Genomic DNA, 21992 nt, shown 5'->3' with positions numbered 1-21992 from the left:
TCGATGCCGCGCGCACCGATCTGCGCTCCAGCACGTATACACTGACGTGCTGGAGACGGGGACAAGGACGCAGCATGGATCGTTTTCTGAGCATCGAAGCCTTCGTGCGGGTCGCGGAGACCAGCAGCTTCGCCGAGGCCGCACGGCAACTCGGCGTGACCAGTTCGGTCGTGACGAACCGCATCCAGCAACTGGAGAAGTTCGTCGATGCGCCGCTCTTTCATCGCAGCACGCGTCACGTGCGGCTCTCCGAAGTCGGCGAAGCGTTTTATCGTGAATGCGCGGAAGTGGTCGGGCGCGTCAACGAACTGACCGATCAGATGCGCGAACTGCGCGCCACGCCGACGGGCAGGCTGCGCATCCAGATGCTGCCAGGCTTCGCGCTCGGACACTTCGGCGCGTCGCTGGCGGAGTTCAACCGGCGCTATCCCGGCATTCAGCTCGATGTGATCGTCAACGACCGCGTGGTCGATCCCATCGAAGAAGGCTTCGATGTCGCGTTTCAGATCTTCCCGCCCATCTCCGAATCGCTGATCGAACGGCGTCTTTTTCCCGTGCGGCGGCTCTTCTGCGCCGCGCCTTCCTATGTGAACGAGTATGGCGCGCCGCAGCATCCACGCGATTTGCTGCAGCACACCACGGCGCTCTATTCGGGCTATCCATCGCGAAACCGCTGGACGATGACGCGCGGCGACGAGGTCGTCGAGATGGAATTGCCCGGCATGATCCGTTCGAACTCCGTGCACCTGCTGCGCGACTATGCGCTGACGGGCGGCGGCGTGGTGTGCCTGCCGACGCTCGTCGCGAGCGCTGCGCTGCTCGACGGCACGCTCGTCCCGCTCCTTTCCGATTACGCGCTCTCGCCGCTGAACTTCGCGGCCGTGTATCCCGCGACGCAGCGCCAGGCGCTCAAGGTGAAGGCACTGGTCGAATTTCTCGCCGACTGGCTCGGGCCTGAGCCGTCGTGGGACACGCCGCTGATCGAACGCGGCTGGATTCGCTGATTATTCGCGAATCGCAAATGCCGTAATCGGTGCGGTGCCGGTTGTTGACGTGCCGCTGCGCTCCTAAAGTTCAAATCAACCACTTGTTGGAACTATGGAGACAGCAATGACCGACACGTCGTATCACACCTTCTTCGGTTCGCTCGACGGCTACCGCAAGGGCGAAATCGAAATCACGAGTGGCTCCGCGCGCCACTACGTGTTCTCCAACATCTTCGAAGTCGCATCCACATCCGCGCCCTACGAGAAAGTCGTAGCAGGCAAGAACCTCGAATACGTGATCGAAGTGCTGCGCATGGAAGGGCAGTCGCGCTGGTTCGCGAGTTCGCACGACGAGTTCGCGATCCTGATGGACGGCGAAACACGCATCGACTTCATCAAGCTCGATACGCCGCCGCAGAACGTGTCGGGTTCCATGTACGCGTCGAATGCCGGCGAGCAGCAAGCAGGCCGTGCGATGGGACATGTCGTGCTGCGCCGTGGCCATCAGGCGTTGCTGCCTGCCGGCTGCGCGTATCGCTTCAGCGCGCAGAAGCCCGGCGTGGCGCTCGTGCAAACGATGCTCGGCAAGCTCTCGGTCGAGAAGTGGGCGGACATCTGCCTGCACTGACGCCCCCCCAAATAAACATCAGGAGACACGACATGGCAACGCTCGACACGCTCGATCATTCCGCCGGTTTCGCCGCCGACACCGTCAAGGCCAGCGAACCCGATCCCGTCACCGGCTACAGGCGCTTCACGCTCGGCGCATTCGAATTTTTGCGCGACGAGTACTTCGTCAAGATCAACTGGCCCGCGAAAGGGCAGACGCGCACGCACGCCGTGCCCGCCGACGCCTTCCTGCGCGCGATGATGCGCGATGTCGCGTGGGGATTCTTCTACGGCTGGGTGAATTTCGATCACGTATTCGGCACGCGCAATCACTACGGCAAAGTCGACATTTACGCGGGCTCGTTCAACGGCATCATGAAGGAAGCGGGCGTCGACTACATGGAGACCTTCGAAACGCCGACCATCATGGCGACCTTCAAGGCGATCCTGCACGACTGGACCAACGAAGGCTTCGATCCGTTCGCTGCACCCGAAGAAACGGGCACGGCATTCGGCCGCAAGCATGGCGACAACGACGCCGCCATCGAACGCACGCGCATCGCGACGCGCCGTATGCCGGGACTCGAAGGCGATTCACCGCTGCGCGACGATGTGCCCATCAACCGCGCATTCGCCGATGTATCGCAAGACGAGCCCGAAGTGCACGTCGAGCCCGGTTTCGAAGGGCAATTGCATGCGTTCAACCTGTTCAAGTATCTGTCGCGCTCTGACGTGACGTGGAATCCGTCCGTGACGTCGGTGTGCGGTCAGAGCCTGTTCTGTCCGACCACCGAGGAGTACATCCTGCCCGTCTTCCACGGCAACGACCGCGTCGAATGGTTCTTGCAGCTGTCGGATGAAATCGTCTGGGACATCGGCGACAAGAACACGGGTGCGCCGCGCGCCCGCATCACGATGCGCGCAGGCGACATCTGCGCGATGCCGGCCGACATCCGCCATCAAGGCTATTCGACCAAGCGCTCGATGCTGCTCGTGTGGGAGAACGCGACACCGAATCTGCCGAAACGTTATGAAAGCGGCGAACTGAAACCGTATCCCGTCGACTTCTGAGTAGTGACGCGCCAGCTTTGAATCAAGGATCTCTCATGCAAAACCAACTCTTTATCGACGGCCGTTTCGTCGACGCCGCAGAAGGCGGCACGATCGACGTGCTCAATCCGCACGACGGCTCGTTGATCACGAAGATCGCCGCGGCGACTGCCGTCGATGTCGATCTCGCCGTCGCCGCCGCGACGCGGGCGTTTCCCAAATGGTCGGGTATGGCCGCTGCCGATCGCGGGCGTTTGCTGCTGCGTCTCGCCGATGCCATCGAAGCGAATGCGGAAGAACTCGCGCAACTCGAATCGCTCGATACAGGTCATCCGATTCGCGATTCGCGTTCGCTCGACGTGCCGCGCACGGCCGCATGCTTCCGCTATTTCGGCGGCATGGCGGACAAGTTGCAAGGCTCGGTGATTCCCGTCGAAACGGGTTTTCTCAACTACGTGCAGCGCGCGCCGATCGGCGTCGTCGGACAGATCGTGCCTTGGAATTTCCCGCTGATGTTCACCAGCTGGAAAATGGGCCCGGCGCTCGCGGCGGGAAATACCGTCGTGCTGAAGCCGTCGGAGATCACGCCGCTTTCTACGCTGCGCATCGTCGAACTGATGGCCGAAGTGGGCTTTCCTGACGGCGTCGTCAATATCGTGCCGGGTTATGGCAACACGGCGGGCCAGCGGCTTGCAGAACATACCGGCGTCGGCAAGATCGCGTTCACGGGTTCGACGGCGACGGGACGGCGTATTGTCGAAGCATCGCAAGGCAATCTGAAGCGCGTGCAACTCGAACTCGGAGGCAAGGGTGCAAACATCGTGTTCGAAGACGCCGATCTCGATGCCGCGATCAACGGCGCGGCATGGGCGATCTTCCACAACCAGGGGCAGGCGTGCATCGCGGGCTCGCGGCTGATTCTTCACGAGCGCATCGCCGATCAGTTCCTCGAACGCTTCGTCGCGCTAGCTGCATCGATCCGCGTCGGCAATCCGCTCGATCCTGAAACGGAAATGGGACCGCTCACGTCGCTGCAGCATCTTGAGCGTGTGAAGGCCTATGTCGACGTCGCTCGTGAGCAGGGCGGACGCGTGCTGACGGGCGGCACGTCGCCGCAGGATGCGTCGCTCGCGAACGGCTACTATGTAAGGCCCACGGTCGTCGAAGCGAAGACGCCGCAGGACCGCATCGCGCAGGAAGAAGTGTTCGGGCCGTTCGTCACGGTGCTGCGTTTCGGCAGCGATGAAGAAGCGCTGCAGATCGCGAATGGCACCGATTATGGTCTCGGCAGCGGCTTGTGGACGCGCGATCTGTCGCGCGCGCATCGCACGGCGGCACAGATTCACGCGGGCATGTGCTGGATCAACTGCTACAAGCGCGTGAATCCGGGCAGCCCGTTCGGCGGCGTCGGACAGTCGGGCTATGGACGCGAAATGGGCTACGAGGCGATGCACGATTACACGGAAGCGCGCTCGGTGTGGGTCAACGTCGACGGCAACGTGCCGCCGCATTTCAAGCGCTAGAAAGGACAATGGCGATGAAGGGCTTTGTCTATCAGGGCACGCCATCGCGCGTGGTGTTCGAGTGGGGCGCGCTTGCGCAACTGCCCGCGGAAGTCGAGCGGCTCGGCGCGCGGCGCGCGCTGATTCTCGCTACGCCCGAGCAGCACGTGTTGGCCGATGAAGTCGCGCGCGTGCTCGGTGAACGTGCGGCAGGCGTGCATGCGCAGGCCGTGATGCATGTGCCCGTCGACGTAGCACGCGCCGCGCGCGAAGCGGCCGCAACGCTCGACGCCGATTGCTGCATCGCCGTCGGCGGCGGCTCGACGATCGGTCTCGGCAAGGCAATCGCGCTGGAGTCGTCGTTGCCCATCATCGCCGTGCCGACCACCTACGCGGGCTCGGAGATGACGCCGATATACGGCCTCACGGAAGGGCGCGTCAAGCGCACAGGGCGCGATTTGCGCGTGTTGCCGCGCACGGTTGTCTACGATCCATCGCTCACGCTGACGTTGCCGCCGTCGATTTCGGCGGCCTCGGGCGTCAATGCGATTGCGCACGCGGTCGAAGCGCTCTATGCGGAAGACGCGAACCCTGTCATCAGCCTGATGGCGCAAGAGTCGATCCGCGCGCTGGGCGCCGCGTTGCCCGCGATCGTGCGCACGCCGGACGATGCCGACGCACGCAGCCGCGCGTTATATGGCGCGTGGCTCGCGGGCAGCTGTCTCGGCGCGGTCGGCATGGCGCTGCATCACAAGCTGTGTCATACGCTCGGCGGCACGTTCAACTTGCCGCATGCGCAGACGCATGCCGCGATGCTGCCGCATACGGCACACTACAACCACGAGGCCGCGTCCGATGCGTTGGCGCGCGTCGCGCAGGCGCTCGGCGGCCAGCACGCGAGCGAGGCCGGGCCACTGCTCTACGAATTGAACCGAACGCTCGGCATTCCCGTGTCGCTCGCGGAGATCGGCATGCCCGAAGCAGGTCTCGACGAAGCCGCCGAGCTTGCGTGCCGCAATCCGTATGCGAATCCGCGAGCGATAGAACGCGATGCGATCCGCGCGCTGTTGCAGCGCGCATGGCAGGGCACAGCGCCGGCCTGAACACGATAGGCAAGAACCTGGAGGAAGACATGTCGACAGACGAACGAGAGGCCGAACGAGCCTTGACAGAGCAGGTCGTAGCAAGCTTCGCGAACACGGAAGATGCGCGGCTGCGCACGTTGATGCAAAGCCTCATCCGGCACATGCACGCATTCGTGCGCGAGGTCGAGCCGACAGAGGCCGAGTGGATGTCGGCCATCCGCTTTCTGACCGCGACGGGCAAGATGTGCGACGACCTCGTGCGTCAGGAGTTCATTCTGCTGTCGGATACGCTCGGCGTGTCGATGCTCGTCGACGCGATCAATCACCGGCTGGCCACGGGCGCGACCGACACAACCGTGTTCGGACCGTTCTATATCGAAGGGATGCCGGAGCGTGCATACGGCGAGAACATGGCCTTCACGCCGGGCGCGCCCGCGCTCGTGCATGGCCGCGTATTGACGACGACGGGCGAACCCATTGCTGGTGCATTGCTCGACGTGTGGCAGACAGCCGACAACGGCATGTACTCCGGACAGGACACGGCGCAGCCGCATGGCAATCTGCGCGGGCGCTATCGAACGGACGCCGAAGGGCGCTATGCGATCACGACGATCGTGCCCGTCAGCTATCCGATTCCGACGGATGGTCCCGTGGGTCAGATGCTTGAAGCGACGGGGCGGCATCCGTGGCGTCCTGCGCATCTGCATTTCATGATCAAGGCGCCGGACTATCGCACGCTCGTCACGCATCTGTTCGACAAGGACGATCCGTATCTGCAATCGGATGCCGTGTTCGGCGTGAAGCCTTCGCTGATGGTTGCATACGACGAACGCTCCGCAGAAGACGAACTCGCGCGCCGCTTCGGTTTCAACGGTTCTTATCGCGAAGCGCGCTACGACTTCGTACTGGATGGGAGCGCCGCGTCATGAGACGTTACTTCGCAGTGTTCGCCACCGACAAGCCGCAAATGCGCGAAGTGCGTGAGCGCGTGCGGCCCAGTCATCGCGCGTATTTGCGCAGCGCGTCGTCGCACGGCGTGTTCGTGCGGCTCGGTGGCCCGACGCTCGCGCCGCATTGCGACGCGATGAACGGCACGCTGCTCGTCGTCGAAGCGGATGGTATCGGCGATGTGATGGCGTTCGTCGGCAACGATCCGTATATGCAGGCAGGCCTGTTCGAGCGGGTCGAAGTGCGGCCGTGGGACTGGAGCCTCGGCAATCCGGAGCAGCGCGTATGAATGGCGAAACACACCGGCTGTGCAGCCTCGGTGACGTGCCCGATGGCGGTGCGCACGTCGTGGACCGCGCAGGCCGGCCCGTGATCGTCGTGCGTCGCGGCGACAGCGTATGGGGCTATGTGAACCGCTGCCCGCATTTCTCTGTCCGGCTCGATTTCGAAGAAGGACAGGTGTCGTGCTATCGCGCACAGGTACTGATGTGCGCACATCACAGCGCGCTTTTTCGCTTCGAGGATGGGCGCTGCATCGAAGGACCGTGCGCTGGCGCCGCGCTCGATGCAGTCGCGGTGCAGGTCGATGCGACGCGGTCCGTTGTCGAAGTGAACATGTGACCGTCATGCCGAAGTTCGCGTCAGGCGAGAGCAGGCAGTAAGATGTCTGCTCTTTTCCTCTATGGGTGTTACTTCGATGCAAGTGCTGGTTGACGCAGACGCCTGCCCGGTCGTCGTCAAGGAGATATTGTTTCGCGCTGCGCGTCGCGTCGAAGTGTGCGTGACGCTGGTCGCGAATCAATATCTGCGAACACCGCCTTCCCGTTTTATCAAGGCGATACAAGTACCGGCGGGCTTCGACGCTGCCGATAATCGCATCGTCGAACTCGTTGAGAACGGCGATCTCGTGATTACGGCGGACATTCCGCTTGCCGCCGCTGCCCTCGACAAGGGCGCACATGTACTCGATCCGCGCGGCACGTGGTTCAGCCGCGAGAACATCCAGGAGCGTCTGACGATGCGCGATGTCATGGATCAGTTGCGCAGTTCGGGCATCGAAACGGGTGGCCCGACACCTTATTCCGCCAACGATGGGAAGGTGTTCGCAGGGCAACTGGACCGCTTCCTCGCACGCTATCGCGCCGCGCCGCGTTGAGCCGCCCGATGTACGTGTGACAGGTCGGATACGAAGCGACACCAATTTTTGTTCAGGGCAAAAATCCCGCCAGGCGCAAGCACAGTACTTTTATGTCGGAAGAATTGCTTTGGCGCGGAGAAAGACTGCGTGCTAAAGAAGTGCCCTTTGCAGAAGCGGCAGCCCTGTGTCTCCTCCTCGAGCGTTGGGCCAGTAGATGCGCTTTGCTGCGACTCACAATACGCACGAACCGCTCTGCGGGCCCGACAAGGTCTGGATGTTCGACGTTACCGGGAGGATGGCCGCCACCGCGATACGCATGACGATTGCTTGCAAACGTTCGACTCCCGTTCCGAGGAAGTTTTAGCGCGATATTGGACTTTGGTCCAATATCATATCGACGATCTGCACAATATCCTTGATCTGAGGGATATAGCAGACTCGATACTTGCCAGTGCCATTGGCGGGCATCTGTCACATACGAACGCCGGCGCGACGCCGGAAGGGACCATTGACATAGACGAGGCACATGATGGAATTCGTATTTTTACTCGCAATCTTTCTCACATCGAGTGGATTTCTTGTCGATGCTGCCGTCACGCCAAAACCGTCCACCGCCGTTGCGCCGCCCGCCGCTTCTGTCTCCGTCGAACGCGGAACGATTGCCCCGCAGCAGCTTCCGCAATTGTCGGGATTAAATGCTCAGCCGGCGGGATCCTGAGCGACACAGCAAGCGCGTCATCGTCGAAACAGGCGGAACGCTGCGTGTGGAATAGCACTTGAAATGCAGTGCCGGTAACGTATTCTGCTTTCACGGCCGCTTCATGTTGCATGGCCCGATTGAAGCTTTGAGGCGACGCAACAAGGGGAAGCCAGGTGGCCACTGCCGCGACGTCGAGCATCACGCTGAGCGCGGATTCCGCTCGCAACGGAATGGACGTCGACGCGCTGCGCCACGGCGTGCTCGACAATCTGATCTGCCTGCAGGCACGTCCGCCCGGTATTGCGACGCCGCACGACTGGTACATGGCGCTTGCCTACAGCGTGCGCGACCGCATGCTCGCGCGCTGGGCCGCGACGATCCAGACCTACGCCACGCGCGAATTGCGGGTGGCGTGCTACCTCTCCGCCGAATTCCTGATCGGGCCTCAGCTCGGCAACAATCTCGTCAACCTCGGTATCGAAGAGAACGCGCGTGCGGCGATGCGTTCGCTCGGACAGGATCTCGACACGCTGCTTGCGCTCGAAGAAGAACCGGGGCTCGGGAACGGCGGGTTGGGGCGGCTGGCGGCCTGTTACCTCGATTCGCTCGCAACGCTCGAAATTCCGTCGGTCGGTTATGGCATCCGCTATGAATTCGGTATCTTCGATCAGGAGATTCGCGACGGCTGTCAGGTCGAGGTGACGGACAAGTGGCTGGCAAAAGGCAATCCGTGGGAGATCGTGCGCCCTAATGTGGCGTATTACGTGGCCTTTGGCGGCCACACGGAAAGCGCAACCGATGAACAAGGCCGGTACAAGGTGCGCTGGGTGCCGGCACGCATGGTCAAGGGCGTCGCCTGCGATACGCCGATGCTCGGCTTTCGCGTCAATACCTGCAACACGCTTCGTTTGTGGAAGAGCGAAGCTGTCGAGTCATTCGACTTGCAGGACTTCAATGCGGGCGATTATTACCAGGCCGTGCAGGAGAAGGTGATCTCCGAAACGCTTTCGAAGGTGCTCTATCCCAACGACGAACCCGAAGCCGGCAAGCGGCTGCGCCTCGCGCAGCAGTACTTTTTCGTGTCCTGCTCATTGCAGGACATGCTGCGTCTTCTCGATCTGAAGGGCGAACCCGTAGCGCGTTTCGCCGATATGTTCACGGTGCAGCTGAACGACACGCATCCTTCTATCGCAGTGGCGGAATTGATGCGCCTGCTGGTCGACGTGCGAATGGTTGCGTGGGACGAGGCATGGGAGATCACCTGCCGCACGCTGTCTTACACCAATCACACGCTTTTACCTGAGGCGCTCGAAACATGGGGGCTGCCGCTCTTTAATCAGTTGTTGCCGCGCCTGCTCGAGATCATCTACGAAATCAACCGCCGTTTCCTCGAAACCGTGCGCCGCAGATATCCCGGCGATGAAGCGCGCATTGCGCGTATGTCGCTGATCGACGAGAGCGGCGAGAAGAAAATCCGCATGGCGCATCTGTCGATGGTCGGCAGTCATGCTGTCAACGGCGTTGCCGAACTGCACTCCAAACTGCTCAAAGAGACCGTGTTGCGAGACTTCGCGGAGTTGTGGCCCGAGCGCTTTCTCAACGTCACGAACGGCGTCACGCCGCGCCGCTTCATGCTGCTGAGTAATCCGGGACTCGCCAGCCTGCTCGACGAGACGGTTGGGGAAGGATGGGTTACCGATCTCAAACGGCTGAGAGCGCTCGACGCATACGCTGACGACCCCACGTTTCAGGCGAAATGGCGTAATGTCAAACATTCGAACAAGAGGATACTGGCCGAGCGAATCCGCGATGTCACGCATATTGCCGTCGATCCCGCCGCGCTATTCGACGTTCAGGTAAAGCGCATTCACGAGTACAAGCGGCAGCATCTGAACGCGCTTTATATCATCACGCTTTATCAGCGGCTGCGGCGCAATCAGGAGCCGGACGCCGCGCCGCGCTGCTTCATCTTTGGCGGCAAGGCGGCGCCAGGCTATGCGATGGCAAAGCTGATGATCCGGCTGATTACGGGAATCGCGGAGGTCGTCAACAACGACACGGCGATGAACGGCAAACTAAAGGTCGTGTTCTTTCCGGATTTCAATGTGAAGAACGCGCACTTCATCTATCCCGCCGCCGACGTATCCGAGCAGATTTCCACCGCCGGCAAGGAAGCATCCGGCACGGGGAACATGAAGTTCATGATGAACGGCGCGCTCACGGTCGGCACGCTGGATGGCGCAAACATCGAAATCCGCGATGAAGCAGGTCCCGAGAACTTCTTTCTTTTCGGTCTCACTGCAGCGCAGGTGGAGAACGTCAAGCGAGAGGGTTATCGGCCTGCGCTGCATGTCGAGAGCAATGCAGCACTGCGCGAGACGCTCTATCTGATTTCTGACGGGTACTTTTCTCGCGGCGACAAGCAGGTGTTTCGTCCGCTTGTCGACAACCTGCTCAACGCCGATCCGTTTCTCGTGCTCGCGGACTATGCGGATTATGTCGCGTGTCAGGAACGCGTGAGCCGTGCGTGGCAAGATCCTGCCCGTTGGACGCGCATGTCGATTCTCAACACCGCGTACTCGGGGAAGTTCTCATCGGATCGCGCGATTGCCGAGTACTGTGAGCGAATCTGGAACATCTCCCGGGTACGCGTCACGCTCGATCAGGCGCTCAGCGTGCCGGTGATGCTTTGAGGCATCGCTGGAAAAGGCTCGACGCGGGAATGTGCCGCCGTCGCTAGGAAGGCATCCGCTTCAGCTCAGCGATGCGCATCCGATAGCTGCGCAGCAGACAGTCCCTGTCAGTGCATACATCGCGCGAACTTCGGAGCCATGTCCGCTGATCGGCGCGCAATCGGTTCTTGTTGGTCGAGGTCTTCATCTTCTGCCCATAGATTTCAGCCAATGTCCTGTCGATACGGGTCAGCTCCGCGTCTCCGCAAATGAGCCGCGCCTGGAGCGAAACAAGCTTGCTGCAATCGGAAACGTGCGTCGTAGAAGCCTTCGTTTCGTATCGGGCTTCGAGCAGACCAGGCTTGCACAAGCCCTGCAGCGACTTGCAAGCGATATCGCGCCCGACCCATGCCATGTCTCCCGCGCCATAACGCTTGACGAATCGATTGATCGCGGCCTGGCTTATTCCTCGTTGCATGGCATTGGCAGCGATGATTTCATTGCAAAGCGAGTCCGCGGCGTAGCCTTTCGCGTCGCGCCGGTAGCAACTGTGAAAGCCGAGCATTCCGGTACCCAGGACACTGCGGCGTTCTCCTGAAGCGAACAGGATGGAAGCGCAAGCGGATGCGCACTTCGCGTGGTCAGGAACGGCTGTATAAACGCGGACTTTATCCATTGCATCGACGACACGAAACGCGGCCTCGACGTTACCACCCGGGCTATTCAGAAAGAGGACGACGAGCCCTTCGTCGTCACGGTCGGCCGATCTGGCCAGGGCCGCGAATTTCTCGGCGTCGCCATCCTGAATCCTCCCTTCAGCCATCACGACTTTCAGATGGACCTGCGGTGATGCATCGAGCTTGAAATTCATTGCGAGCGCCGTGCCGGGAAACACGAGCACAGTGATGCAGACGCACGAGTGCAACCAGTGAGTGAGGCTACTGGTTGTCGCGCAATTTGCCGGGAGGCGCTGAATGCGGTTCACGCATGTCTCCTCGATGCCGACACCGTCTATCGACGTGTGCTTTCAATTATCAGATCGTGCGGCAACGCCGGCAAGTTTCTGATGCATCGGGACGACGCGTGGTAAAGATTGCTCAGCTCAGATCAACTCCATCTTCGCCGTCAGATACGTCAACTCGATCCGGTTCGACACGCCGAACCGTTTGCGCAGCTTGCGCAGATGATAGTCGACGTTATGCGCGCTCGTATCGAGCCGTCGCCCGATTTCCTTGTCGGACGCGCCTTCCGCGATTCCCGTCAGCAGCTTCTGTTCGAAGGCCGTGAGACTGTTCGACGCGTGCTCGCGTGCCGCTGTGATCAGCTTCGGAGAACCGAACTTGTGAACCGACAAGCCGATCGACAGCGCCTGTTCGACGGTGGCCGCTGTGATCCAGTCGCGATTGCGGCGCGGCGCGGTGAAACTCATGAACGCATGCAGGCGCGTGCCCGGCATCGCCATCGAATACATGATGCCGCTGCACATCGCGTCGTCGCGCATCGTCTGCAGGAAATCGGCGAAGGCTTCGCGCTCGTCGGGCAACGCGAGACTTTGACGCTCGCCTTGCTGACGCAGATTGCGCAAGTCCCACACGATCGGCATGCTGCACATGCGCGCGCCGAACGTGCGCGGGTCGACATCGAAGTGATGACGATGCACATACTCGCCGCGATACGTGGAAGGCGTGAAGGCTTCGTGCAGAAAGAGTCTTTGCACACGGTCGCCCGAGAATTCGAGCGCGAAATAGGCGAAGGTCGAAAAGCCCGTCAGATGCAGCAGGCTCGACACGATGCGCGCGCGTTCGGCTTCGCTTTGCGCACTCGACAGAATCTGCGCGACGCCCAGACGGGGCGCGTCTTTCTGTTCGACGGCTGCCTGCTTCGAATCGTTGTACCAGACCACGGGAATGCGGCGCGCGGCATCGTGCGATGCGCAGGCATTTGCGCACACTGTGATATTTCCGGGTGCAGCATGGGGTATCGACACAACTTCAGACATTGGCGCAGTCCTCGATGCGGGCAGCATCGGATTTCACGCAGGACCTCGAATCAACGGCCTGGCTGCGTAGAGATCGTACTGCGCGCGTGTAACGACGAATCAATCTGAGCAGTGAATGGATGCACTCAAGCTTTTCGGGGGCATTGTACATACGAAAGAATGCTCACGTAATATGTCGTAAGCGATAGCGCTAAAAAAAGAAAAAACAATAAGTCGCGTACCTATAAAAAGACCAATGACATATCGGGGTTCGAAATGAATCGAACAGAATAAGAGAGCAAGCTCCCCATGACAGCACAAGACGGCGAACCCCTTGTCGAATGGTTCTCGCAGGCCGATGTACAGGCGCACTGGGATGGCCTGCCGGCGCGCAACGAAGAGAACGAGCGCAACATCGACAATGGCGGAATTACCGGCACACATTTAACAGTCGGAAAATCCGACCCATTCGAACTCGATTTTTGTCAAATCCATGCACGCATGAGAGCGGCGGGTTTTAGCACGTTGAGTTACGGCGCATATGAAATGATTGGCCAGCGTGTATTGCACGCTTATGTATTGCGCGATCTCGCGCCCGTCTCTTTCATGCAGGCCTATTTCGACGGCATGTGGTACGCGTCCGATCCGCGTTTTGCAGAAGTACTGCAAAGCGGCTTTCCCGTCGCGTGGCAACTCGACCGCCTCGATGAAGAGGCGCAGCGCACGGGCGATCGCCGCGCACTCGCGCTTGCCGCATCGTTGCGTGCGCATGGCATGAATAGCGGCGTGATCTTCAGCCTGTCCGCGCCGCAACTCGACTTGAGTGTCGGCGTAGGGCTCACCTCCGAGCTGCGCGATGCAGACTGGATCAACGACCGCGTGGTCGGCACGGCCCTCGCCGTGAGCCTTGCCGTGCATCGCTTCGCGCAGCCGTTCGTTGCGGCGCGGGTTCAACAGGTCCGCGCCGTCGTACTCGACCCTGAGCAGGAAGCGGTATTGGAACGGCTCGTGCAAGGCCTGCCCGATCAGGATATCGCCGACGCGCTGCATCTCTCGCTGCATAAGGTCGGCTATCACATCCAGACGCTGGAGCGGCTTTTCAAGGTGCAGAATCGCGCGCAGCTTGCGTATCTTGCGGCACGCCGCGTACGCGCATGACCGTTCGCTGAACCCGCCTTAGAGCCAACCTCAGAGCCAACCTCAGAGCCAACCTAAGAGCCATTCGCACATTTCGTAGTGGCACGCGCACTTCACCGTCAAAGCGTCGCAATGGCTACGAGGTGCGCGGACTTTTCACACGACGCCCACCGCTACACTCGTTCGCATTCGGATACCCCATCGGGCATCGGAACGCGTGCGCGCTGCGAAAACCGTGCGCCGGAGGACACGATTCAAACAAGAGCGAAACCATAAAGACGAGCCTCAACAGATAGTACAAACCGTGTTTCAAACAGGGAGCGGGTACTCGACGATGGCAGATCCAAAAGCGCTTCCGCGCGGCTGGCAGCGGATGTTTTCCGCTGGCGCGAGCGTGTCCGGCGCACGACGCGCCGCGGCGCCGCGCGCCGATCTGTTTCTCGCGGCGTTCATCGTGTCGGTCATCGCGCTGTTCATCCTGCCTCTGCCGCAGGCCGCGCTCGACGGCATGATCTCGCTGAATCTCGCCGTCAGCGTCGTGCTTCTGACGGTGTCCACGTATGTGCCTTCCGCCGTGAGCTTCTCTTCGTTTCCGGCGCTGCTGCTGTTCACGACGTTGTTCCGCCTCTCGCTGAATATCGCGTCGTGCAAGCTGATTTTGCTGCATGCAAATGCGGGCCATGTGATCGATGCGTTCGGGCGGCTCGTCGTCGGCAACAACGTCGTCGTGGGCGGCGTGGTGTTTCTCGTGATTGCCGTCGTGCAGTTCATCGTGATCGCGAAAGGCTCCGAACGTGTCGCGGAAGTGGGCGCGCGTTTCTCGCTCGATGCAATGCCCGGCAAGCAGATGAGTATCGACGCCGATCTGCGCGCGGGCATCATCAGCGCCGACGAAGCGCGCGACCGGCGCGAAAAGCTCGAACAGGAATCGCAGTTGCACGGCGCGATGGACGGCGCGATGAAGTTCGTGAAGGGCGACGCCATTGCGGGACTCGTGATCGCCTTTATCAACATCGTCGCGGGCATCGCGGTCGGCACGGTGATGCACGAAATGAGCATCGGCGACGCGCTGCAGCGTTACGCGATTCTGACCGTGGGCGACGGCATGGCGTCGCAGATTCCGTCGCTACTGGTGTCGATCGCGGCGGGCATCGTGACGACGCGCGTCGCGACCCGCGATACGCGTCAGCGCCAGCTAGGCGAGCAACTCGGCGAACAGCTGGGCGCCCATCCGCGCGCGCTGCTGATCGCGGCGCTGGTGCTTGCGGGCTTTCTGATCGTGCCGGGCTTTCCGAAGTGGTCGTTCGCGCTGATCGCGCTGGGGCTCGGCGGGGTCGCGATCATGCAGATGAAGCGCCGCACGGCTGCGCCTTCGTTCAACCTGATCAACATCGCGGGGCGTATCGACAGCGCGCAAGGCGAAGGGCAGGCCGCGCGCGTGTCGCATGTCGCGGGCGTGACGTCGCTGATCGCGGTGTCGCTCGCCGCCGATCTGCGCAGCGCGCTCAATCTCGCGCAGTTGCAGTCGGCGCTCTCGGCAGCGAAGGCGCGCGTCGATGCCGACATCGGCACCGTGTTTCCGCGCATCACGCTCAACGACGACGAAGGCGCGCCGGACAGCAGCTACCGCATCTATCTGCAAGACGTGCTCGCCGCGCACGGCGCATTGAAGCCGGGCTGGCTGCTGTGGGACGGCGTATCGCCGTTGCCCGAAAGCGCGGAGCGTCAGCCGGCGGAAGCGTTCGGCCCGTTCGCGACCGCGCTGTGGATCAAAACCGATGCGGCAGTTGCGCCCGAAGGCAAGCATCTGTCGAATGAAGCGGTGCTGGCCGCGCACGTGGAGCAGGTCGTGCGGCAACACGCGGACGAACTGCTCGGCATTCAGGAAACGCAGGCGCTCGTGCATCTGGTGCGGCGCGATCATCCCGAACTCGTCAGCGAACTGACGCGCCTCGTGCCTTTGCAGCGCATAACGGAGGTGCTGCGGCGTCTGCTCGCCGAACAGGTGCCGATCCGCAATCTGCGCGTGATCTTCGAAAGCCTCATCACGTGGGCGCCGAACGAGCCCGACGATGTGATCGCGCTGGTCGAACTCGTGCGCATCGACTTGCGACGCATGATCACCGACCGGCACGCGGGCGCCGCGCGCCAATTGCGCGTCGTGCTGTTCGAACAGAACCTGCAGGAGCGCATCGAGAGCGCGGTGATGCGCACGAAGCAGGGCAATTTTCTCGCGCTGTCGAGCGCGATCAAGCAGGACATCTGCGAACAGGTGCGCGCGATCGTCCATGCGTCGAGCGCGTCGCCGGGACAGCACGGCAATGCGCGGCTCGCCGTGATGGTCGCGCTCGGCGCACGCCGTTACACGAAGTCGATCCTGCAACCGGTGCTGCCCGATCTGCCCGTGCTGTCGTATCAGGAGATCGAAGAGGACGTGCAACTGCATACGGTCGGCTGGGTGAAGAATCCGCCCGACGACGGCACGGTTGGCGCAGGCGCCGGCGTGCGCACGACGGAGGCGTCGCCATGACCAGTTCGACGATCCTCGATCTGACGCAGCAGGCGCTCGTGCTGGTGCTGCTGCTGTCGCTGCCGATCGTGCTGACGGCAGCGGTGGTCGGTCTCGCCGTGGCGATCTTGCAGGCGGTGACGCAGGTGCAGGACTCGAACATCGGCATTGCCGTGCGGCTGATTGCCGTGATGGTCGCGCTGGTGGTGTTGTCCGGTTGGTTGGGTGGCGAGGTGCTGCGTTTCGCGCAGCAGGCGCTGACGCGTTTGTTCGTTTCTTCAACGGGTGTTCTCTGATGGGCCGACGTGCCGTTCCTCTCCGATTCGACGCAAAGCGCGACCGCAAACGCGCGCAGAACGCGCTCGCGATGCTGACCGTGATCGCGCTGCTGTCCGTCACGATGTTCACCGCGCTGTCGCAGCCCGCGCGCGCCGCTGAACTGCGCTGGCGCAACCGGCCGTTCACGATCGTCGCGAACGGTCGCAAGATCGCGGACTTCATTCGCGAGCTGGCGTCGTCGCAGGGCGTGACGGCCGTGGTCGATCCGAAAGTGGACGGCACGATCAGCGGCCGGTTTTCCGGCACGCCGCAGCAGACGCTCGATACGATCTGCGCGACCTACGGCCTCACGTGGTACTACGACGGCTCGTTCCTCTACGTCGATCCCGCCGATCAGTCGCAAAGCCAGGTCATTCCGATTCCACCGAACTCGGCGGGAGAAATCGGCCGCACGCTGCAGACGATGCAGATCACCGACAAGCGCTTCCAGCTCGTCATCAACGACCGCGCGAACAGCATCTACGTGTCGGGCCCGCGCCGCTATATCGAACTCGTGCGGCAGGCGGTGAGCACCGTTGGCAATCCGGCGTCGAACGGGCAGCTTGCCGACGTGCGCGCGTTCCGTCTCAAGTACGGCTGGGCGTCGGACTTCACGATCAACCGCTCGGGCAAGGAAGTCGTGATTCCCGGCGTCGCGACGATGCTCAAACGTTTGTACGGCAAAGGCGGCTCGCGCCAGAACCTGATGCCGACCAACGCGACGCTCGGCGCCGCCGCGCGACAGATGAAGCTCGGCTCGGGCGTGACGATCGCGGTGCCGCGCATCGAGTTTCCCGACATCGCGGGCGGCCCGGCGGGCTACGGCGGATACGGCGCGACGAACGCTTCGCCGGACGGCCAGCTGCCGTTTTCAGGCGGCGCGTCGGGCAACAGCGATACGCTGCCGCAGATCGAAGCCGATCCCGCCATCAACGCAGTGCTCGTGCGCGATCTGCCCGAAAACATGTACCGCTATCAGTCGCTGATCAACGAACTCGACGTGCGCCCGCGCATCGTCGAGATCAACGTGACGATCATCGATATCGACGAGAACTCGCTCGACAGCCTTGGCATCGACTGGCGTCTGCACACGACGCACGGGGACGTGCAGATCGGCAACGGTGCGAATCCGCTCAACGGCAACACGCAGTACAACGGCGCGGGCAATCCGCCGCTCACGTTCGGCGTCGGCACGTCGGAGACGGGGCAGACGGGCACCTTCATGCCGACGGGCATCGCGCTGACGGCGTCGATCGGCGGCTCGCTGCGCGACTATCTGCTGACGCGCGTGAACGCGCTCGCGCAGACGGGCAAGGCCGAACTGCATTCGAAGCCGAAAGTGCTCGCGCTCGACAACACGGAAGCGATCCTCGAAAACCTCACGCAGTTCTATGTGCAGGTGCAGGGCTTCCAGGACTCGTCGCTGTATAGCGTGACGACGGGCACGAGCATCAAGGTCACGCCGATGATCGTCGACGATGCCGCTGTGCAGGCGGCCGCCGCGCATGCGCCGAACGCGGAAAGCGTGATGATGTCGATCGACATCCAGGACGGCAACGTCGTGCCGGGACAATCGGTGTCGAACGTGCCCGTGATCCAGCAGCGCAACATCGTCACGAAGACGATGATCGACGAAGGCAGGAGCCTGCTGATCGCGGGTTTCAACAACGATCAGGTGCAGCTAAACAAAAGCGGCGTGCCGTGGCTGAAGGACATTCCGCTGATCGGCAATCTCTTCAAGTACACCGACAAGACGGGCGAGCACATGGAGCGCTTCTATCTGCTCACGCCGCGCGTCGTCAGCAGTGCGTCGATGTATGCGCCCGACGGTGCGCCGATCAATCCGAATCTCGGCAGCGCGCCCGATGCGAACGGCCTGACGATGTATCGGCCGCCAGACAACGACGTCGCCGTGCCGCTCACGCCGAAGCCGTTGCCGGGCACGCGCTATGGCCCGCCTCTTCCGCCGCCCGCGCCGGAAGACGCAGCGTCGCAGCCCGCCGCGACGCAAACGGGCGCGCCTCAAACCCAGGGACCGCAGGATCATGCCTACGACCACCCTTGATCCGCACGCGGCGATGTCGAACGCAGCGAACGCAACGCCTGCCGCAGCGCAGGATGCCGTCGCATCGCCGTGGAACCTGTGCTTTCTCAGCGGCCCGATGTATGGACGCACGATGTCGCTGGCGCGCGGCGCGAACTGGGTCGGCACGGCAGCCGATTGCGAAGTGATCCTGCCCGATCGCGAGATCGCGGCGAAGCAGTTGTGTCTGCAGGTCGGCGCGCTGGCCGTGACGGTGCAGAACTTCGGCGAGAGCAAGGCGGCAGTGCTGTTCAATGACGAACCGCTCGGCACGGGCCGCCGTTCGATGACACCCGCCGATGTCGTCACGGTCGGCTCGATCCGGCTCGGCATCGCACGCAATGCGCTGTCGACGGTGGCCGTGCCCGCCGAAAGCGAAAAGCCGCAGACGGGCCGCGACGCCGCATGGCTCGGCTGGCTCGCGGACGCGGGACGGCGCGTCGGCAGCCGGCGCTTCGTGATCGTGCTGGCGGCGTTGTGGCTCGGCGTGCTGCTGGGCGCGCTCGGCTATGGGCTCGTCGCGTGGTCGGGCGGCTTGCCGTGGCAGCACGAATCGGCGTTGTCGCGCGTGCATCGGCTGCAACAGGCGCTGCGTCCTTATCCGGAACTGAACGTCGCGCCGCGCGAAGACGGTGCGCTCGTCAGCGGCTATGTGAAGGATGCGGCGGAACGCGAGAAGGTCGCGCAGGTCGTCGCGAGCGTCGATAACGCCGCGCTCGGCAACATCTATGTCGTCAGCGACCTGCTCGCCACCGCCCAAACCTACTTCAGCGACACGCCGCTGAATGTGAGCTACGAAGGACGCGGACGGATCGAACTGACGGGCAGCGCGCCGCGCGCGCAGATCGCGCAGCGCATCCAGAACTACATGAAGGATGCGCGGCCCGCGCTCGAAGTCGTCGATCACGTGCGCTACGACGATCCGCGTCCGCCGATGCGCGCAGGCATGCTCGGCGGCACGGCGGGCATTCCGGAGATCGTCACGGTGTTCGCGGGCGACGGCGATCAGCGCTATATCGAGGCCGTCGACGGCAACCGCTATTTCGAAGGCGCAAGGATGAAGCAGGGGCCGACGGTGGTATCGATCGGCGCGGACGAAGTCGTGTTCGATGTGGATGGACGGCGCGTGACGATGCCGCTCGGCGGCAAGGCAGCAGGGACGCCAGTGAGCGCTTCGGCGGCGGAGGCTGCATCCGCTGTGAAGAGTGGCGCGGCGGCGGGCGTGGCGATGCCGGTATCGGGCACGACGGCTTCTGAAGCACCGCCGTCCGCACAGGCCGCGTCAGGAGTACACGCAACACAGCCATGAGCGCATCAGCAACAGTATTCGCGCGACGCGAACGAGAAACCCATCGCGTCGCGCACCAGAACGCAAGACTCCGGATCGATGCAGATTCGATATGCAGATCCGAAGACTCGCGTAAGCGGCCACGCAGGGCACCTTGCCCGCGCAGCCGGAATGTCTGTCAACACTTGAAGGAGTGAGAGATGAGCGGAAATACCACGGGTCCCGTCACCGATACGGGCGCTGTCCAGAACCAGGCCAACCAGCTGATCCAGGCCCAGGAAAAACTCACTGAAATCCAGTTCATGGTGCAAGGCTCGACGAGCACGTTCCAGACGACGGGCGCAGTGACGTCCGCAGCCGGGACGGCCGCGTCGCAGGCTGCGGAGCATATCGGTTCGGCGGGCCGCTCCTGACGCCGGGCGCTGGCCGCCCGCGTAGCGCCCATGCATGCGAGTCCGCTACGCCGATGAAGCGCATCGGCGGCGGCTGGGTACGCGCGCGCTGCGGCCGGCTTTCCGTGCGTCGACTGGATGAGTACAAGGAGGACCGATCATGACAGTCTCAGGTGTCGCGCCGCCTTCGACGGCGGCGCTCGCCAGTGCCACAGCTTCACAAAGCGTCGATGCAAACGCTGGTGCAAACGTCAATGCAGGCAAGTCGCCCGACGCAGCGCACGTGAAGCAGTTCGACGGCCTGATGCAGACGTCGAACACGGGCACAGGCGTGCAGAGCATGTCGCCGACGTCAGCGCCGCAGCAAACGCAGCAGACGCCGCCCGTCTCGACCGACGTTCGCATGACGCCCGCCGACGCGAATCATTCGTCGCTGGTCGAGCGTCTGCGCACGTTCACGAACGATCTCGACACGCGTTATTCGGGCTTGCAGAAGCATCAGGAACAGATGCTCACGTCGATGTCGCAGAACAGCAACGACCCGTTGATGTCGATGGCGCAGGCGATGGATTTCCAGTGGAGCGCGACCACGACGATTTCCGAATATCAGTTGAGTCTTGCCGTCGCGCAGGCAACCAACGGCTTGACGCATTCGATTCTGAAGAATCAGGAATGACGGATGACAGCTTCACTCAACGGCCCGGGCGCGCCGATGTCTGACGCGAGGCCGCGCCTGAAAACCATCGCGCGCGCGGCGAGCGTCGGCGCGCTGGTGCTGCTGCTCGCCGGTTGCCAGAAGGAAGTGTATTCGGGCCTCACGGAAGCGGAAGCGAACCAGATGGTCGCCGTGCTCGGCGACGCGGGCATCGCTGCGTCGAAAGACAACGATGCGCGCGATGCGTCCGACCGCCAGGCGTGGCTCGTCGAAGTCGCCGACGACGACATGCAGCCCGCGCTGACCGTGCTGCACGCAAACGGTCTGCCGAAGCCGCATTTCGCGAGCGTCGGCGAACTGTTCCAGAAGCAGGGGCTGGTGTCGACGCCCGCCGAGGAACGCATGCGCTATCTGTACGGTGTGTCGCAGGATCTGACGCATACGTTGCAGGATATCGAGGGCGTGGTGGTCGCGCGCGTGCAGGTCGTGATTCCCGAGAACGATCCGCTCGCGGACAAGATCAAGCCTTCGTCGGCGGCCGTGTATATCCGCTATAAGCCGGGCGTCGATCTGCGCGCGATGGCGCCGATGGTGAAGGATCTCGTCGCGCACAGCATCGAGGGCTTGCAGTACGACAACGTGTCGCTGTTTCTGCAACCGGCGGCAGCGAAGTCCACGCCCGTCAACGGCATCGGCAATGCACTGACCGATATCGTGCGGCTGCGCTCGCCGCTCGGCTGGCTGGTCGGTGCGCTGATTCTGCTGACGCTCGCGGTGATCGCGTTGTCGGCTGCGCGGCGCGGCATGTTCGGCAGACGGCTCGCGGGTCTGCTGGGCGGTGGTGCACGCAGCGAAGGCGCGGTGCATGCGCGCGGCGCGCGCGTGGCCGAAAGTGCGCGCGACAGTGTGTAGCGCAGCGGCAAGCGGCCTTGACGAGCGCGT

At 62.6% G+C, this 21992-nt stretch carries 21 protein-coding genes; 19 read left to right on the top strand and 2 right to left on the bottom strand.

Annotated features, from left to right (window positions below; genetic code table 11):
* Nucleotides 1–74: 74 nt before the first annotated feature.
* The 11 genes from QEN71_RS38195 to QEN71_RS38145 all read left to right on the top strand — a co-directional run bounded on the left by QEN71_RS38195 (nt 75) and on the right by QEN71_RS38145 (nt 10711).
* Nucleotides 75–1004, top strand: a complete 930-nt coding sequence (locus QEN71_RS38195) for a LysR family transcriptional regulator (protein ID WP_201649812.1) — start codon at nt 75–77, stop codon at nt 1002–1004.
* Between the two features lie 106 nt (nt 1005–1110).
* On the top strand, nt 1111–1614 hold the full coding sequence (locus tag QEN71_RS38190) for a cupin domain-containing protein (protein ID WP_201649813.1): 504 nt from the start codon (nt 1111–1113) through the stop codon (nt 1612–1614).
* A gap of 32 nt (nt 1615–1646) precedes the next feature.
* Nucleotides 1647–2666, top strand: coding sequence for a hydroxyquinol 1,2-dioxygenase (locus QEN71_RS38185; RefSeq protein WP_201649814.1), 1020 nt, complete (start codon nt 1647–1649; stop codon nt 2664–2666).
* A gap of 35 nt (nt 2667–2701) precedes the next feature.
* Entirely contained in the window at nt 2702–4168 is a 1467-nt protein-coding gene (locus QEN71_RS38180) for an aldehyde dehydrogenase family protein (RefSeq protein WP_201649815.1), read from the top strand.
* 14 nt (nt 4169–4182) lie between these two features.
* Nucleotides 4183–5250 carry a maleylacetate reductase gene (locus tag QEN71_RS38175; RefSeq protein ID WP_201649816.1) on the top strand — a complete coding sequence of 356 codons (1068 nt, stop codon included), beginning with the start codon at nt 4183–4185 and terminating at the stop codon, nt 5248–5250.
* Between the two features lie 29 nt (nt 5251–5279).
* Nucleotides 5280–6161: an intradiol ring-cleavage dioxygenase gene (locus QEN71_RS38170; RefSeq protein ID WP_201649817.1), complete on the top strand. Its 882-nt coding sequence runs from the start codon at nt 5280–5282 to the stop codon at nt 6159–6161.
* Nucleotides 6158–6469: a YciI family protein gene (locus tag QEN71_RS38165; RefSeq protein WP_201649818.1), complete on the top strand. Its 312-nt coding sequence runs from the start codon at nt 6158–6160 to the stop codon at nt 6467–6469. Before QEN71_RS38170 ends, QEN71_RS38165 begins: the two co-directional genes overlap by 4 nt.
* The gene (locus tag QEN71_RS38160; protein WP_201649819.1) at nt 6466–6801 is read left to right on the top strand and encodes a Rieske (2Fe-2S) protein; all 336 of its coding nucleotides are present in this window, start codon (nt 6466–6468) and stop codon (nt 6799–6801) included. The genes QEN71_RS38165 and QEN71_RS38160 overlap by 4 nt, the downstream gene beginning before the upstream one ends.
* Before the next feature lie 76 nt (nt 6802–6877).
* Nucleotides 6878–7336, top strand: coding sequence for a YaiI/YqxD family protein (locus tag QEN71_RS38155; RefSeq protein WP_201649820.1), 459 nt, complete (start codon nt 6878–6880; stop codon nt 7334–7336).
* A gap of 508 nt (nt 7337–7844) precedes the next feature.
* Nucleotides 7845–8036 (top strand): hypothetical protein, encoded by a 192-nt coding sequence (locus tag QEN71_RS38150; RefSeq protein ID WP_201649821.1) that lies wholly within the window; start codon nt 7845–7847, stop codon nt 8034–8036.
* 212 nt (nt 8037–8248) lie between these two features.
* Complete coding sequence (locus QEN71_RS38145; RefSeq protein WP_201650002.1) at nt 8249–10711, top strand: glycogen/starch/alpha-glucan phosphorylase; 2463 nt, start codon at nt 8249–8251, stop codon at nt 10709–10711.
* Nucleotides 10712–10754: 43 nt separating this feature from the next.
* On the opposite strand, the gene QEN71_RS38140 is transcribed toward QEN71_RS38145, so the two are convergent.
* Both QEN71_RS38140 and QEN71_RS38135 read right to left on the bottom strand, forming a co-directional pair.
* Nucleotides 10755–11561 carry an ATP-dependent Clp protease proteolytic subunit gene (locus tag QEN71_RS38140; protein ID WP_201649822.1) on the bottom strand — a complete coding sequence of 269 codons (807 nt, stop codon included), beginning with the start codon at nt 11559–11561 and terminating at the stop codon, nt 10755–10757.
* Nucleotides 11562–11792: 231 nt separating this feature from the next.
* Nucleotides 11793–12689 (bottom strand): helix-turn-helix transcriptional regulator, encoded by an 897-nt coding sequence (locus QEN71_RS38135; RefSeq protein ID WP_201649823.1) that lies wholly within the window; start codon nt 12687–12689, stop codon nt 11793–11795.
* A 288-nt stretch (nt 12690–12977) separates the two neighbouring features.
* On the opposite strand from QEN71_RS38135, the gene QEN71_RS38130 reads away from it, so the two are divergent.
* From QEN71_RS38130 to sctJ, 8 genes are all read left to right on the top strand, one after another.
* Nucleotides 12978–13826, top strand: coding sequence for a helix-turn-helix transcriptional regulator (locus QEN71_RS38130; RefSeq protein WP_201649824.1), 849 nt, complete (start codon nt 12978–12980; stop codon nt 13824–13826).
* Nucleotides 13827–14139: 313 nt separating this feature from the next.
* On the top strand, nt 14140–16335 hold the full coding sequence (sctV, locus tag QEN71_RS38125; protein ID WP_201649825.1) for a type III secretion system export apparatus subunit SctV: 2196 nt from the start codon (nt 14140–14142) through the stop codon (nt 16333–16335).
* Complete coding sequence (gene sctS / locus QEN71_RS38120) at nt 16332–16610, top strand: type III secretion system export apparatus subunit SctS (RefSeq protein WP_147237702.1); 279 nt, start codon at nt 16332–16334, stop codon at nt 16608–16610. Before sctV ends, sctS begins: the two co-directional genes overlap by 4 nt.
* Nucleotides 16610–18697, top strand: a complete 2088-nt coding sequence (sctC, locus tag QEN71_RS38115; protein ID WP_201649826.1) for a type III secretion system outer membrane ring subunit SctC — start codon at nt 16610–16612, stop codon at nt 18695–18697. Before sctS ends, sctC begins: the two co-directional genes overlap by 1 nt.
* On the top strand, nt 18678–20024 hold the full coding sequence (gene sctD, locus QEN71_RS38110; protein WP_201649827.1) for a type III secretion system inner membrane ring subunit SctD: 1347 nt from the start codon (nt 18678–18680) through the stop codon (nt 20022–20024). Before sctC ends, sctD begins: the two co-directional genes overlap by 20 nt.
* A gap of 179 nt (nt 20025–20203) precedes the next feature.
* Nucleotides 20204–20416, top strand: a complete 213-nt coding sequence (locus QEN71_RS38105) for a hypothetical protein (protein WP_028366128.1) — start codon at nt 20204–20206, stop codon at nt 20414–20416.
* A 139-nt stretch (nt 20417–20555) separates the two neighbouring features.
* A complete protein-coding gene (locus QEN71_RS38100; RefSeq protein WP_201649828.1) occupies nt 20556–21071 on the top strand; it encodes a hypothetical protein in 516 nt (171 codons plus the stop codon).
* 36 nt (nt 21072–21107) lie between these two features.
* Complete coding sequence (gene sctJ, locus QEN71_RS38095) at nt 21108–21962, top strand: type III secretion system inner membrane ring lipoprotein SctJ (protein ID WP_201650003.1); 855 nt, start codon at nt 21108–21110, stop codon at nt 21960–21962.
* Nucleotides 21963–21992: the final 30 nt, after the last annotated feature.

The sequence above is a fragment of the Paraburkholderia sabiae genome, assembly GCF_030412785.1.
In the GTDB taxonomy this organism is placed as follows: domain Bacteria; phylum Pseudomonadota; class Gammaproteobacteria; order Burkholderiales; family Burkholderiaceae; genus Paraburkholderia; species Paraburkholderia sabiae.
The sequence above is the reverse complement of the archived record's forward strand: the minus strand, read 5'-3'. Positions and strand labels throughout refer to the sequence as shown.